The sequence below is a fragment of the Hymenobacter sp. NBH84 genome, assembly GCF_014217645.1.
Taxonomy (GTDB): domain Bacteria; phylum Bacteroidota; class Bacteroidia; order Cytophagales; family Hymenobacteraceae; genus Hymenobacter; species Hymenobacter profundi.
Map to the genome: position 1 here is coordinate 2,947,934 of NZ_CP043644.1, position 14,224 is coordinate 2,962,157.

The window sequence follows — 14,224 nt, forward strand, 5'->3', positions numbered from 1 at the left end:
GCAAGAGAACAGGTTTGGTAGTAGCAGAAAGATGTCTAGGCCTACCATCGTTCGAGTAAGAACAATGTAGTGCATCGCCCAAAATACAAGTTATTCTCCATAAGACACTACCCTACAGCCAGCGTTGCATGCTATCTGACGCCGTCCAAATTGCGTATCTTGCACGAATGCCACCGCTCTACAACCGTCGTTCTGACTCTGGTTTGCCCGCTTCTGCTGGCCGGCCGCTGGTAGCCCTTCCCTTGGGGGAGTTGCTCACGCGGGTGCGCCAAGCCCTGAGCGAGCGGTTTGCGGAATCGTACTGGGTGGTGGCCGAAATTGCCGACCTTACCCTCCCTCGCTACGACGGCGCCCACTGCTACCTCGTGCTCACCGACCAGCACACCACTGGCCGCGGCGCCGAGCTAAAGGCTCAGGCCCGCGCCACCATCTGGAGCCAGCGCTACCAGCAGTTGGCGCCGGTTTTTTGCCGAGCACACCGGCCAGGAGTTGCAGGTAGGGCTCAAGGTGATGCTGCGCGTGCAGGTGAAGTTTCACGAGCAGTACGGCCTTTCGCTGGATGTGGTAGCCCTTGACCCTAGCTACACGGTAGGCGACTTGGCCCGCCAGCGCCGCGAAACCATCCAAAAACTAGCTGCACAGGATTTGCTGGAGCGTCAGCAACGATTAACCCTACCCCTGGCGCCGCAACGGCTGGCCGTTATTTCGTCGCCCACGGCGGCGGGCTTGCAGGACTTTATGCAACAGCTGCGCGAGGCGCCGTATGCGTTTGAGGTAACGCTGTTTGCTGCTTCGATGCAGGGCCAGGAGGCGCCCGCCAGCATTCGGGCGGCGCTAGATGCCGTGCGGCCACAGCGCCGGCAGTTCGATGTGGTGGTGATTATCCGCGGCGGCGGCTCCAAAACCGATTTGCTAGCCTTCGATGATTTCGGGCTGGCGGCGGCCGTGGGCAGCTTTCCTCTACCCGTGCTCACCGGCATCGGGCACGAGCGCGACGAAGCTGTGCTGGACCTCACGGCCCACCTCAGCCTGAAAACCCCTACCGCCACGGCCGTCTTCCTGATTGAGCGCCTGGCTCGCCTCGATGCAGTGTTGAGCGGCTACGCTGGCCGCATCCGGGAGCTAGCCCAGGAGCAGGTACGCGACCAGGAGCGCCACTTGCGCCGCCACGCCTTCACCATTCGCGACACGGCGCAGCAGCAGCTTCGCCAGCACCGCACCAACTTGCAGCAGCGCACTCGCCAAGCCGCTACCATTGCTCGCACCGAGCTGCGCCAGCAACACCGTGCGCTGGCCCGGGTGCGCCAGCGCCTACCTCGTGCCACAGCCCGCGCCCTGGCGGGGCAGCAGCTACGGCTCCGGATGCTGGGCTACCGCCTCGCCCGACGCTTCCGGCGCCTACACCGTCGGCGCTCGGAGCAACTGGTGCACCACCGCTACCACGTGCAACTAGCCTCCGAGCGGCTGCTACACCGCGCCGAGCTACGCCTAGCTCAGGCCACGGCCTACCGCGTGGCCGCTGCCGGCGCGGAAGAGGTAGCCCCCTCTACCCTACCCAATGCGGTGGAGTTGCTGCGGCCTTCGGGCGCGCCCTTGTTGCCCGAGGAGCTGAGCGCGGGCACAGCTGTACTGCTGCGCCTACCCTCCGCCGAGTGGTATGCCCGTCTTACGGCCCCGCGCGCCACTCACCACCCGAAGGAATGACCGCCCACACTATTCCTTCCCCAATTTTTAATTCCTAATTCTTAATTATTCAACCGTGTCTGACCAGACCTATCGCCAAGCTATTGAGGAACTGGAAACCATCCTGCGCACGCTCGAAACCGACAGCGTAGACGTGGACGACCTCACGGCCCAGGTACAACGCTCCGCCGAACTGATTCGCTTGTGCAAGCAGAAGCTACGCGGCATCGAGTCAACCATTGATCAGGTGTTCGAGAACCTGGACGAAGAGGACGATGAAGTAGACGAGGACTAGCAGCGCGAGCAAGCAGAGCAGCTACCTGTGCACTTGCTTGGCAGACATAGGAAGACGTGTATATTTGAAGAACGTTCTGTCTACCACACTTAATTTGCCGCTTCACCATGTCCAATGCTACCTCTCCCTATAGTCCTTCAGTAGGTAGCCCTATCCCGTTGGATACGGCCGCCAAATGGACCAAGAAGTATCAACAAGAACACCCCGAGTTTGACGAAGACGGCGTAGCCCAGGAGCCTACTTACGCTACCTTTTTCGGCCGCAAAGCCCTCAAAAAGCTCATGAAGCGCTGGGGCAAGCGTTGCGTGGGCATCCGCATCTACCAGGGCATCGACGATACCGACTCTACCACCACCACCAACCGCCGCCGCGTGGTGCTAGTAGCCGTCGATAAGCACGGCAACGACCTGCTGGATGTAAGCAAATGTGAAGATGGCTCCGTGGCTGATCCGGTGCTGGATAATGGATTAACCTGCCCCAAACACTGTTCCAACGATAGTCCATTGATTCAATAATTTACTGCCATGCCATGGTGGGATTCTTTCTTATACGGAATAGTCTCGGAGGCTGAAGCATTTGCTTTAGTGCCTCTAGCCGTAGCCCTACCTCGGCTACGGAATATACCGTATGCTTTCCGCCCAAGCCTCTACTATATCATTGGTTTACTGTCCGTGTGGTATTTGGGCCGTTATGGTCGTGTATATCTACACAACAACATCTTCTGCTTTCACCTTACTTCTATTCTGGAAATTGGCTTCCTGTCGCAAGCATTTTATCGACTCATTCCCCAGCCTGCTTTCCGCCGAATAGTACAAATAGGTTATATCATTTTTCTTTGTATTGCCTTTGCTGATGCTATGTTTTGGCATGGCTTGATGAAGGAAACAAACATTTATGCCCGCACTTTCGGAAACTTACTGGTTATCACATACTCTTTATATTATATTTTATTATTAACGGAAGAGGCCGTGCCAGATATAGAAAAACGGCCCGAGTTTCTGCTATCTATTAGTGTGCTTATTTTCTACTCTGCTCCATTAGTGATGGCCATTATTGTGTTGTATGTGCAACGTTATAATATTGATCAGTTTGATTTTGTCATCCAAATACCGTTTATCCTCTCGGCAGGGGTAGCGGCTATGTTTCAAGCGCTAATGTTTGCCCGGTTTCCGTTGGATCGGTCGCCCCGGCAGGCGCTGCCCGAGTGGTTGCGGTGGCGCTGGCGGCCGCGCAGCATTCCGGCCAAGTAACGCAGCCGCACCATAGTACCAGCGCGCCGGGAAAATACATATCTTCGTAGCAGGCACAGCCCGTCGGGCCTATAGCCGCCTTTCAGTGTTGCTATGCCCGAATCGTTACTCCCTCTGGTTCTGATTACGCCGTTGCTGATGCTACTTTCGGGTGGCATCATCGTCTTTGTAATTCGTTACCAGCGGCGGCTGTTTCGGCAGCAGGAGCAGATGCGTGCCGTGGAAGACACTGCCCAACAGCAGGCCCTGGAAGCAGCCTTGCTGGCCCAGGAAGAAGAGCGTCGCCGCATTGCGGGCGAGCTGCACGATGGGGTAGGCACTACCCTGGCCATCGTGAAGATGCACCTGAACGCCCTGTCCCGCCCCGACCTCACGCGCGACGCCACCGATTTGCTGGACCAGGTGATTGGCGAAGTACGCCGCATTTCGCGCAACCTGCTGCCCGCTACCCTGCAAAAGTTCGGCCTACCCTTTGCCCTCGAAGCCCTGGCCCGCACCGTACCTGCCGACGGCCCTACCCGGGTGGTGATTACCCAGCACGGGCAGCCGCGCCGACTCTCGGCCCAACAGGAGCTGATTATCTACCGCGTGGTGCAGGAACTGCTCGGCAACGGCCTGCGCCACGCTCAGGCCGCCAACATCGACATCACCGTCAACTTCGGCCCCGACTCGCTTTCCATCCAATATATTGATAACGGCGTGGGCTTCGATCCGGCGCTGGTAGAGGCTCAGCCGGCCGTGGGGGCGCGTATAGGACTGGGTTTCACCAACCTACGCAGCAGGGTAGCCGTATTGCGAGGTATGTTGCAACATGAATCGTCACCGGGCATGGGCAGCAGGGTTTGGATTTCCCTACCCCTTGAGTATCTTGCTTCCGATCCTGTTATTCCTGTCACCACCTATGAGCAACACCCCTATTCGCCTGGCGGTGGTCGATGATCATATATTATTTCGGAAAGGTCTACACGCGCTGCTCAGCGGTTTTGCGGGGATGGAGGTGCTGTTTGAAGCTGGTGACGGGGAGGAGTTACTAGAGCATTTCGATCAGGGCCTGGTGCCCGATGTGGTCCTGATGGACTTGCAAATGCCCAACCTCGATGGCCTCCAGACCACCCGCCTGCTACGCGCCCAATACCCGCACGTGCGCGTTATCATCATCTCAATGCACGACGAGCCGGACCTGATTGAGAGCTTACGCGCTGAGGGCGCCCACGGCTACCTACTCAAAAACGCCGACCCCGAACAAGTACAAAGCGCCATCCGCACGGTGATGCGAAATGGCAACGAGGCCTCCTCGCAGGTGCTGTACAAGTAACTCACCCTGGGGTAGAGACACAACATCTTGTGTCTCGTCGTTGCTGAGGTTGAGGTAAGGTTAACACGACATCAGGGTTGCCTAAACAGTAGGAACGCATGTTTGCGTCTCATCGTTAAACATTTGCCACCCGATTGTTCAACGACAAGACGCAAATATGCGTCTCTATTGCACCTCGAAACCCGCTTTTTGCAACTCGACCCAGAACTGGGGGTAAGACTTGCGCACCACTTGCGGCGCTTCTACTGTAAGGGCTCCGCGCATGGCTAGCGGGGCAAATGCCATGGCCATACGGTGGTCGTGGTAGGTAGCCACCGACTGGCCCCCTACCTTAAAATCGGTGGAGGACACCCGGAACCGGCCGTCGCCTACATCCGTCAGCGCCCCGCCAAACTTCGCTAGCTCGGTTTGCAGCGCGGCAATGCGGTCGGTTTCTTTGATGCGTAGGCTTTCCAGACCCGTCATGTCGAACGGTACGTCTAGGGCGGCGGCTACTACGGCCACAGTTTGAGCCAAGTCGGGGCAGTCGGTGAAGTCCTGTGCGGCCGCCGTTGCCGGCGGAATCTGGGTGAGGCGTACACCATCGGCTACGTACTCGGTAGCAACGCCCAACTGCGCCATAATGCCCACAATGGCCTGATCGCCCTGCAAGGAATATTCCCGCAAGCCCGGCAATGTAACTTCCGAGCCCTGCGGCCCCAAGGCTACCATGGCATACCAGTAGCTCGCCGCCGACCAGTCGCTTTCAATGGTGTAGTCGGCAGGTTGGTACGCCTGTGGGCGCACTTGCAGCACGCTGCCCAAGTCGCGGCAGTCGGCCCCGAAGTGCTGCATCAGCGCCTGGGTCATCCGGATGTAGGGACGCGAGCCGACCTTGCCGGTCATGCGCAAGAGCAAACCGTGCGGGAGCGTGGGCGCAATCATCAGCAAAGCCGAGATATACTGGCTGCTAATGTCGCCGCGTACGGCTAGCTCCGGTATTTCTTCTTCGTTAGTGGTAGTCGTTTGCCAGCCTTCTAGGCGAAGCGGTGGGTAGCCCTCCTGGTTTTCGTAGCTGATGGTGGCTCCTAATTCGCGCAGTGCGTCTACCAGCACCTTAATGGGCCGTTCCTGCATCCGGGCGGTGCCCGTGAGCAGGCCGTGGCTATCGGTCGCGGCGAGGTAGGCGGTCAGGAAGCGCATCACCGTACCGGCATCTTCCGCGTCAAACTCAGTGGCCGCGGGGTTGGCCAGTAGGCGCTGCATCAGCTGCGTATCGTTGGCATCGGATAGGTTGTCGAGCTGGCCGCCGCCTGCCAGCGCTCGAATGATAAGGGCACGATTACTTTCGCTTTTAGAAGCCGGCAGCTGCGCCGTGCCACTCAGGGGCTGGCCCGACCAGGTGAGGGTAGTAGACAAAGGATGTGCAGATTAGGTGTGAAAGGTCGAATAGGGTTGGCAGTTACACTTTTGTGCTTTGTGTTAACGCTTCAGCACAGGAAGCAAACCTTGTAGCTATTGGGCTATTTTCTGATAATAACGGAGCGAATCCGTTACATCCTGCATCGTAATGGGCTGGTCGTATACAGCGCGGCCAATGGCTTCTAGCAATGTGCAATTGATGGTGGTCCCGGCGTTTTTCTTGTCCTGACGGGCATAGTCAGCAATGGCCTCCGTCTCTAATGTCACGAACGGCACCTTCTCGTAAATCGAGAACAAGAACGTTTCAATCTTATCCAGTTCCTCGGGGCTGAGAAGACCTTTCTGAACTGATAGCCAGCTTTCGCAGACCATACCCGCGGCCACGGCCTCGCCGTGCAGAATCTCGCGGCCGGGCTGCGTGAGCAGGTAGCTTTCCAGGGCGTGGCCTACCGTATGGCCAAAGTTCAGGATCTTGCGCAGCCCGCTTTCCAGCGGGTCTTGCGCCACAATGGCTTCCTTGGTAGCCACCGAAGCTCGGATAACCGGCGTCCAGTCCTCCACGAATAGGCCCGTGTAGCGCCCAGCGGCAAAGGCCTCAGCGTCGGCAATTAGCCAGTGCTTCACAATCTCCGCGTAACCCGATTTCAGCTGCCGCGGGTCGAGTGTTTGCAGGAACTGCGGATCGATGAACACACCCGCCGGCTCCTGAAATACGCCAATGTGGTTTTTAAATCCCTGATAGTCAACGCCCGTCTTGCCCCCTACGCTGGCATCTACCTGCGCCAGCAGGGTAGTAGGCACCTGCACAAACCGAACCCCACGCTTGTAGAGTGCCGCGCTGAAGCCACCCAAATCCGTGACCACGCCGCCACCCAGGTTCACGACCACAGCAAACCGGTCGGCGCGCTGCGTCGTAAGTTCGTTCCACACCAACTCGCAGCTACTAAGCGTCTTGAATTCCTCTCCTGTCGGCAGCATCACCACGCTGTGTTCTTCGGGCAGGTAGGGGCGCAGAATGGGATAGCATAGGCGTTGCGTATTGTCGTCCGTCACTACAACTACCTGCCCCACGGCAGGGCGAGCCAGCAGGGTAGCCAGCTCGGGCAACGAATTAGGTCCAATGGAAAGAGAAGCAGCCACGGCTATTGAATTTTCTGGTAGATTTTTTGCACAGAATCCGCAAGGACTTCGGTAAAAATAGCGTGATTTGCTGCAACCTTTCGCGGCTTTATCGAATCATACTAGTGCGGGGCTTTTACTACGTTATTTAAGTATCTATCTATGAATGTTCTATACCAAAAAGGTGGCGCTGTGCTTCTTTGTGTGGGCAGCTTATTCACAACAGGTTGTAGCCGAGATTCGGTGGCGGGTGTGGAAGACCAATTGGTAGGCCGCTGGGAATGGGTGGAAACTACCCTGCCTACAGACTCTCTGAAGCTGACACCTGCCCTGGTAGGCCATACCAGCGCCGTAGAATTTGACCGGCGTGGCCGGGCCCGTTTCTACCAAGACAACTCTATGACTGGCGCCGCGCAGTTTACCCTGCGCCGCCGCAGCCACCGCAAGCAACTAATTGTGTACCACGGCTACCGGGCGCACCAGTTCTATACGGTTGTAGGCAACCGCCTCTACCTGCGCGATACAGACGCGGAGGGCCGGGGGCACCTGTTTGCCCGCAAACGGCCGGTCTCGTCTGTGGCGGGAAATACCGTTTCCTACCCTACCCAATAGCACTAGCAGCGGCTGGCCAAGATGCCCCTAAGCAGGTGCAACTATGGTGGAAGAAACGGTGTTAAAAAAGTTATCTTCGCCCTGCGAAAATGGCCTTTTCGCTGTTTTACTCCCGATTCGCCTTCTTATGCCTGTTACCCAAGCTCCACCCGTTTCATTCGAGGACACTGCTGTTGCCTTTGCCGCCAAGTCGGATGCGGACCTGCGCAAGACTTACGCCCTATTTGCGGCCATGAATAGTCCGGCCACCGTGAAAGCGGGCGGCTCGCTGATGAAAACGGCCCTGCGGTGGCATATCCCCGCCGTCAAGTTCTTGGTGAAGCATAGCATTTTCTCGCAGTTTTGTGGAGGCGAAACCATTCAGGAATGCAAGCCGGTGATTGAGGAACTGGGTCGCTACAACATCGGCACCATTCTCGACTACTCGGTGGAGGGCGAAGGCGACGACCGTAGCTTTGACCGTACCCGCGACGAGCTGCTGGCAACCATTGAGTTGGCGCACCGCTCCAAGCACATCCCGTTTTCGGTTTTTAAAGTGACGGGGGTAGCCCATAGCGCCATCCTGGAGAAGAAGCAGGCCGGCAAGCCCCTCACGCCCGCCGAGCAGGCCAGCTACGAGCGTGCCCACGCCCGCGTTGATGCCATTTGTAGCCTGGCGCATCGCCACGGAGTGCGCGTGTTCATTGATGCGGAAGAGAGTTGGTTTCAGGATACCATTGATGCGCTGACGTATGAGATGATGGCGAAGTACAACCGCGAGTCGGCTATCGTCTGGAATACCTACCAGCTCTACCGCCACGACCGGCTGGAAGCACTACAACAAGCCTACGTTACTGCAAAAGCCGAAGGCTACTACCTGGGTGGCAAGCTGGTACGGGGTGCTTACATGGAAAAAGAAGGCCGTACGGCTGCCCAGCGTGGCTATGCCAACCCCATCAACCCTACCAAAACGGCCACCGACCAGCTCTACGATGATGCTCTCCGCTACTGCGTCGACCACATCGACCGCATCAGCCTGTGTGCCGGTACCCACAACGAAGCCAGCTCCCTTCTACTCACGGAGCTGATGCAGGCTCGCCGCATTGCGCCCAACGACACCCGCGTGTGGTTTGCCCAGCTCTACGGCATGAGCGATAATCTTACGTATAACCTAGCACATGCGGGCTACAACACGGCCAAATACGTGCCCTACGGTCCGGTAGCCGCCGTGATGCCCTACCTCCTCCGTCGTGCTGATGAAAACACCGCCATTGCTGGGCAAAGCAGCCGCGAGTTCTTATTGATTCAAAAGGAAATAGCTCGTCGGCGGATGTCTGTTTAAGTAGCTACAGGGAACGGCATAATTTTAGCTCCCTTCCCCGCTATTCTGTCCCTACACCCCGGGAATATTTGTTCCACCCCTGCTTTTCCCACATGATTAATCGCGTCCGTACGCATCTTATTCGCTTCGCTCGCCAGCAAGTTGGCACTACCAGCTTTTTGAATCTTATTCAAGAGGCCGAACTGGGGCTGAACCTGGACATCACCCACGAAAAGTCGCGTTTGGTTGAAATTCTCGCCGAAATCTCTGAATCCGAATTTCATGCGAATCGTCCGCTGCTGAGCTGCTTGGTGAAAATAAAAGGAGCCAAGGGGCAAGGTGACAACTTTTTCAAGATGTGCGAGCGGTTAGGTATGGGCGAATGGAGGCAGTTGAAACAGGACCAGGACTTTGTAAAATCGCTCCGTAGCGAATGCCGCGACTTCTGGCAAAACGACGAAAATTACAGCCAGTTTCTCTAATCGTCTTTCTCCAATAGATACAACCGAAAGAGGTAAGAGTACAAGATACGGGCAACTATACAGCTAGCTGTAACCCTATAGTGCAGCTCTCGTTAAGGTAGGTGTATTTCGAGACTTCCGCATATTGTACGTGCGCTGGTCCGGGATACACCTTTCTATTTAACCTTAAGACTCTTTCCCGATGAACACGAACGATCGTAACAACCCACAGAACACAGGTACAGGTGCAGGCGCTAACTATGGTACTACCAACACTGGTACTGGCGTAGGTAATAGCTCTAGCACAAGCAACGAAGGCACTAGCTACAACGCTGGCACTGGCGCAAACTCTGGCGTTGATGGCGACGATTATAGCGCTACTGCTAAAGGTGGTGCAATGGCCGGCTCGGTAGGAGCAGCAGTAGGCCGTGGGATTGATGGCGTACAAAATACAGCTGATGAAGCAGCACACGCAGTAACGGGCGAACCTTATCGCTCAGGCAGCAGCGGTAGCAGCAGCATGCTGACCTCTACCTTCCGTGACCGTGACAGCGCCGAGCGTGCTTACAACTCACTGTCGTCGCGTGGCTATACCAAAGACGATGTAAACCTGCTGATGTCGGACGAAACGCGCAAAACGCATTTCGGTGAGAATACCCCCGAAACCGATCTGGGCGATAAGGCCATGGAAGGTGCTGGTGTAGGCTCGGCCATTGGTGGTACTGCTGGTGCCGTAATTGGTGCTATTGCTGCCATTGGTACTTCGGTAGCACTGCCTGGCTTGGGCTTAGTAATTGCCGGTCCGATTGCCGCTGCATTGGCTGGTGCCGGTGCCGGTGGTCTAACAGGTGGTCTAGTAGGCGCACTGGTAGGCTCGGGCATTCCCGAAGAGCATGCCGCTGAGTACGAGCAAGATGTAAAAGATGGCGGCATCGTAATGGGCGTAAAACCCCGTAACGAAGAAGACGCTAAATACTTTGAAGAAGAATTCCGTCGCCACCAGGGCGACCGTATCTACAAGTACTAAGCATACTAGCTACCTGCTTACGCAGTGACTTAAGAAAGAAGCCTTTCCTGTTTCAGGGAAGGCTTCTTTGCATTTCAGGCTGAATTTTTGTGTTGATACAGCATCATTGCGTAGAAAGTGCCGGTAGATTACGTAGCAACAGCGACAATTTCAGCCCCTACCCTCGGGAATATAAATGCTGGCGAATACAGGGCACTTATTTGTCTGATTTAGACGTTCTGATACCAAACCGCGCAATCTGTGCGCACGTACGCAAACAGAGTGTGTTTTTCCTATATTTGGTTTTCCTCCATTTTATTTTTTCTTCATGTCTTCCCCACGACTTAAAATAGGCCTGTATGCCTCGTTGGTGATGGCCATCTTCGTGTTGGCATCCTACAAGCTGTACCAGCGCAACGATGCCACTGCGCCTCAGAAAGACGATGTACTGATTAGAGTGATGCTGAGTGGGCTGAACATTGCCCATTATCAGCCAGAGAAGATTGATGACGCCTTCTCGAAGCGCGTATTCGATCTGTACCTCAAGCGCATCGACGTCAACAAGAAGTTTCTGTTGAAGTCTGATGTAGCGCAACTCAGCAAGCTTCAAACAGACATCGACGACGAAGTGAAGCGTGGGTCGCACGAGTTTCTGGACATGAGCACGCAGCTGATGGATCAGCGCGTGAAGGACATTCAGGCGCTCTACCGTGACATCCTGACCAAGCCATTTGACTTTACCGTGGAGGAAAAAATGGAGACTGATCCGGAGAAGATGGTTTTCCCGGCTGACAAGGCGGCCCAGCGTGAGGACTGGCGTAAGTTTTTGAAATACCGGGCCCTAGTGCAGATGTCGGAGATGATGGACGAACAGGCCAAGCGTACTAGTAAGGGCAACTTGACTGCCTCTACTGTTAAGAGTGCTACCCTTGTTACCGACGAACCCAACCGCACCCCTGAGCAAATGGAGGCCGAAGCTCGCAAACGCGTGCTGAAGTACTATGACGACCAGTTCCGCGACTTGATGCAGACCGACGCCAACGACCGTTTGGCGATGTATGCCAATGTGGTAGCGAACACCTACGACCCACACACCGAGTACTTCGCTCCTCGCGACAAAGACAACTTTGACCAAGCCATGACAGGCCGTTTTGAGGGCATCGGCGCTTCGTTGCAGGAGAAAGACGGCCAGATCAAGGTAGCTGATATCATTCCGGGTAGTGCCTCCTACCGTCAGGGTGAGCTGAAAGCTGGCGACATCATTACGCGGGTAGCCCAAGGCGCTGAGGTACCGGTATCGGTAGAAGGCATGCGCCTAGACAAAGCCATTGTGCTGATCAAAGGCAAAAAGGGTACGGAAGTACGCCTCACGGTGAAGAAAGCCGATGGCAGCACCAAGATCATTCCTATCATTCGGGATGTGGTAGTACTGGAAGACACCTTTGCGCAATCGGCTACCATCAATGAGGGCGGGAAGAAATATGGCTATATCAAGCTGCCTTCTTTCTATGCCGACTTCAACGACAACGGTGGCCGCAGCTCGGCTGGCGACGTGAAGAAAGAGTTGGAAAAACTTCAGAAAGAAAATATCCAAGGACTAGTGCTCGACCTGCGCTTCAATGGCGGTGGCTCGCTGACAGATGCCGTGGAAATGGCTGGTCTGTTTATCGATAGTGGTCCGGTGGTGCAGGTACGCAGCCGTCAGGGTGCCGCTACTGTACTCAATGATCGTGACCCCCGTGTGCAGTACACCGGTCCGTTGGTGGTGCTGGTAAACAAGTTTAGCGCTTCGGCTTCCGAGATTTTGGCTGCGGCTGTCCAGGACTACAAGCGTGGCATCGTGATGGGCTCTACCAGCACGTATGGCAAAGGCACCGTGCAGCGCATCTTCGATCTGGACGATGCCCTACCCGCTGAGTTCAACAACATCAAGCCGTTCGGTTCGCTGAAGCTGACTACGCAGAAGTTCTACCGCATCAATGGTGGCTCTACTCAGTTCAAAGGCGTGATGTCGGACATTGTATTGCCCGATCCATACAGCTACCTCGACCAAGGCGAGAAAGAAGCTGAATATCCGCTGAAATGGGACGAAATTGCTCCGGCCCGTTACAAAACCTGGGCTGATGCTCCGGCTGTGGCCAAGCTAGCTGCTGCTAGCCAGAAGCGCGTAGCCACCGACCCACGCTTCAAGCTAATGAGTGAGATGGTACAGCGTATGGTACAGCGCAAGAACGACACCAGCGTATCGCTGAAACTGACGACGTACAAAGCCGAGCAAGACAAAGCCAAGATTGAGTCGGATAAGTTTGAAGCTGCTCAGAAAGCTGCTGCTACCATCAATATCAGTGCCTTGGCTACTGATATCCAGGCACAGGGTAGCGACACGGTGAAGGTAAACCGCGCTGTTCGCTTCGTGAAGCCGTTGCGTAAGGACATGACCCTGCGTGAAGCCGTATCAGTTATTCAGGACGAGGCATAGCGCTTCGTCCTACCTTATTAGAAGCCCCGGTACCGTTTTGGTACCGGGGCTTTTTCGTTTCAACGGACAATAACCAATAGCATTAGCAAACACACCTTATAATTATCGAAGATCTTTAGAAGAATATTAAAATTTACTCAATTGATAATCAATAACTTAAAATACTAATTTCATTACGAATATTTTTAGTAAATATGCAACTAAATAATAGCTATTGCCTGTTTACTTAGCATGACGACGACAATGGAAACTCCTATCATTCCGCTCGTGACGGACGAGCAGAAACAAGCCGAGGAAACGTGGCGCAAATCCATTCCGGCCCAGGTTTTCCTCAACTACTTCTTCGCCCTGAATTACCACATTCAGGAAGGCGACGACGCGCTGGGCGGCTTGCAGCATCTTCCCTTCTTCCGTGCCCACGAGGCTGAGTTGGCAGATACGGATGTGCAAGCTATTACGCGCTTGCTGCACACGTGCTGGAGCACCGAGTACGCATTGCGTGCCACTGCTGAGCTTGGCGACGAGGACTACCTGCGCAATGCCTTGCACTGGACCTTCCCGCAGGCGTATCATACCATCTTAGCCGGCTTGCAGGCGTTCTTGTATACCACAGGCGTGCGCGGCAATAACCCCTCGCTTATCCGGCGGGAGGTAGGGCGACTGGTGGTGCGCAACGCCTACCCGCGGCCGGTATCGTTCTATGCCGCTGGCAGCTACGGCGACTTCAGCATTCATCGCCTACCCTTAGCGGGTTACAAGGCTGGGCTGCACATTGCCGGCAAAGAGATTGAAGCGCAGGCACAGATTGGTCAGTTTTTGCGCACCACGCGCAAGATGAAAGCCCAGTGGACGCGCCAGCAAGTGCAGAACAACCCCAACACAGCTATCCGCAGCCAGAAAACCGGCAAGCCGCTGGACAAGTGGACGGCCGCGCACTGGCAGCAGATTACTTGGCGCCTAGGTTATACCACAATTTTCGACCTGTTGGGCCGTTTGCAGATCTCGCAGACCAGCCGCGAGATTGAGCGCTACGTAGAAGCCGACATCGATTTCAGCCTGTTCCATCAGTCCCTACTGAATGTGGTGAGCTACCTCAACGGCATCCACGAAACCTACGTGGCCAAGGCCATGGGCCTGGAGCGCTACCAGCAGCTTGTAGCCGACTTGCCCAAGCACTTGCAGCACGGCTTTGTGCAGGACCGCCTGCGTACGCGGGTAGAGCCTCAGTTGCTGGGCCAAGAGGCCGAAGGCCAAATGGGTATTGCTGCCTAACCCAATTGCTCTACAAAAGTCCTACTATATA

15 protein-coding genes are annotated in these 14,224 nt (G+C 55.7%); 13 read left to right on the forward strand and 2 right to left on the reverse strand.

All coding sequences use genetic code 11. From position 1 onward, the window contains the following. Positions 1–167: 167 nt before the first annotated feature. The 7 genes from F1C16_RS12295 to F1C16_RS12325 all read left to right on the forward strand — a co-directional run bounded on the left by F1C16_RS12295 (position 168) and on the right by F1C16_RS12325 (position 4,543). The gene (locus tag F1C16_RS12295; RefSeq protein WP_185280945.1) at positions 168–575 is read left to right on the forward strand and encodes an exodeoxyribonuclease VII large subunit; all 408 of its coding nucleotides are present in this window, start codon (positions 168–170) and stop codon (positions 573–575) included. Beyond that, on the forward strand, positions 490–1,704 hold the full coding sequence (gene xseA, locus F1C16_RS12300; protein WP_185280946.1) for an exodeoxyribonuclease VII large subunit: 1,215 nt from the start codon (positions 490–492) through the stop codon (positions 1,702–1,704). Before F1C16_RS12295 ends, xseA begins: the two co-directional genes overlap by 86 nt. A 55-nt stretch (positions 1,705–1,759) precedes the next feature. Further along, positions 1,760–1,978 (forward strand): exodeoxyribonuclease VII small subunit, encoded by a 219-nt coding sequence (gene xseB / locus F1C16_RS12305; protein WP_258048891.1) that lies wholly within the window; start codon positions 1,760–1,762, stop codon positions 1,976–1,978. A 107-nt stretch (positions 1,979–2,085) separates the two neighbouring features. Continuing rightward, positions 2,086–2,493, forward strand: coding sequence for a hypothetical protein (locus F1C16_RS12310; protein WP_185280947.1), 408 nt, complete (start codon positions 2,086–2,088; stop codon positions 2,491–2,493). 9 nt (positions 2,494–2,502) lie between these two features. Then, positions 2,503–3,228 carry a hypothetical protein gene (locus F1C16_RS12315; protein WP_185280948.1) on the forward strand — a complete coding sequence of 242 codons (726 nt, stop codon included), beginning with the start codon at positions 2,503–2,505 and terminating at the stop codon, positions 3,226–3,228. Between the two features lie 93 nt (positions 3,229–3,321). After that, on the forward strand, positions 3,322–4,167 hold the full coding sequence (locus F1C16_RS12320; RefSeq protein WP_185280949.1) for a sensor histidine kinase: 846 nt from the start codon (positions 3,322–3,324) through the stop codon (positions 4,165–4,167). Continuing rightward, positions 4,130–4,543, forward strand: coding sequence for a response regulator transcription factor (locus tag F1C16_RS12325; RefSeq protein ID WP_185280950.1), 414 nt, complete (start codon positions 4,130–4,132; stop codon positions 4,541–4,543). Before F1C16_RS12320 ends, F1C16_RS12325 begins: the two co-directional genes overlap by 38 nt. Before the next feature lie 165 nt (positions 4,544–4,708). Here F1C16_RS12325 and F1C16_RS12330 read toward each other — a convergent pair whose 3' ends face one another. Then, complete coding sequence (locus F1C16_RS12330) at positions 4,709–5,941, reverse strand: 3-phosphoshikimate 1-carboxyvinyltransferase (protein WP_258048892.1); 1,233 nt, start codon at positions 5,939–5,941, stop codon at positions 4,709–4,711. Between the two features lie 96 nt (positions 5,942–6,037). Then, entirely contained in the window at positions 6,038–7,084 is a 1,047-nt protein-coding gene (gene aroB / locus F1C16_RS12335; RefSeq protein WP_185280951.1) for a 3-dehydroquinate synthase, read from the reverse strand. Between the two features lie 141 nt (positions 7,085–7,225). Here aroB and F1C16_RS12340 point away from each other — a divergent pair, with 141 nt between their 5' ends. The 6 genes from F1C16_RS12340 (at position 7,226) to F1C16_RS12365 (ending at position 14,193) form a co-directional block, all read left to right on the forward strand. After that, positions 7,226–7,675 carry a hypothetical protein gene (locus tag F1C16_RS12340; RefSeq protein ID WP_185280952.1) on the forward strand — a complete coding sequence of 150 codons (450 nt, stop codon included), beginning with the start codon at positions 7,226–7,228 and terminating at the stop codon, positions 7,673–7,675. A gap of 127 nt (positions 7,676–7,802) precedes the next feature. Then, positions 7,803–8,996: a proline dehydrogenase family protein gene (locus F1C16_RS12345; protein WP_185280953.1), complete on the forward strand. Its 1,194-nt coding sequence runs from the start codon at positions 7,803–7,805 to the stop codon at positions 8,994–8,996. A gap of 92 nt (positions 8,997–9,088) precedes the next feature. After that, positions 9,089–9,457, forward strand: a complete 369-nt coding sequence (locus F1C16_RS12350; RefSeq protein ID WP_185280954.1) for a hypothetical protein — start codon at positions 9,089–9,091, stop codon at positions 9,455–9,457. Positions 9,458–9,638: 181 nt separating this feature from the next. After that, positions 9,639–10,463: a hypothetical protein gene (locus F1C16_RS23215; RefSeq protein ID WP_308461633.1), complete on the forward strand. Its 825-nt coding sequence runs from the start codon at positions 9,639–9,641 to the stop codon at positions 10,461–10,463. 307 nt (positions 10,464–10,770) lie between these two features. After that, positions 10,771–12,921 carry a carboxy terminal-processing peptidase gene (locus tag F1C16_RS12360; protein ID WP_185280955.1) on the forward strand — a complete coding sequence of 717 codons (2,151 nt, stop codon included), beginning with the start codon at positions 10,771–10,773 and terminating at the stop codon, positions 12,919–12,921. Positions 12,922–13,164: 243 nt separating this feature from the next. After that, positions 13,165–14,193, forward strand: coding sequence for a hypothetical protein (locus F1C16_RS12365; RefSeq protein WP_185280956.1), 1,029 nt, complete (start codon positions 13,165–13,167; stop codon positions 14,191–14,193). Positions 14,194–14,224: the final 31 nt, after the last annotated feature.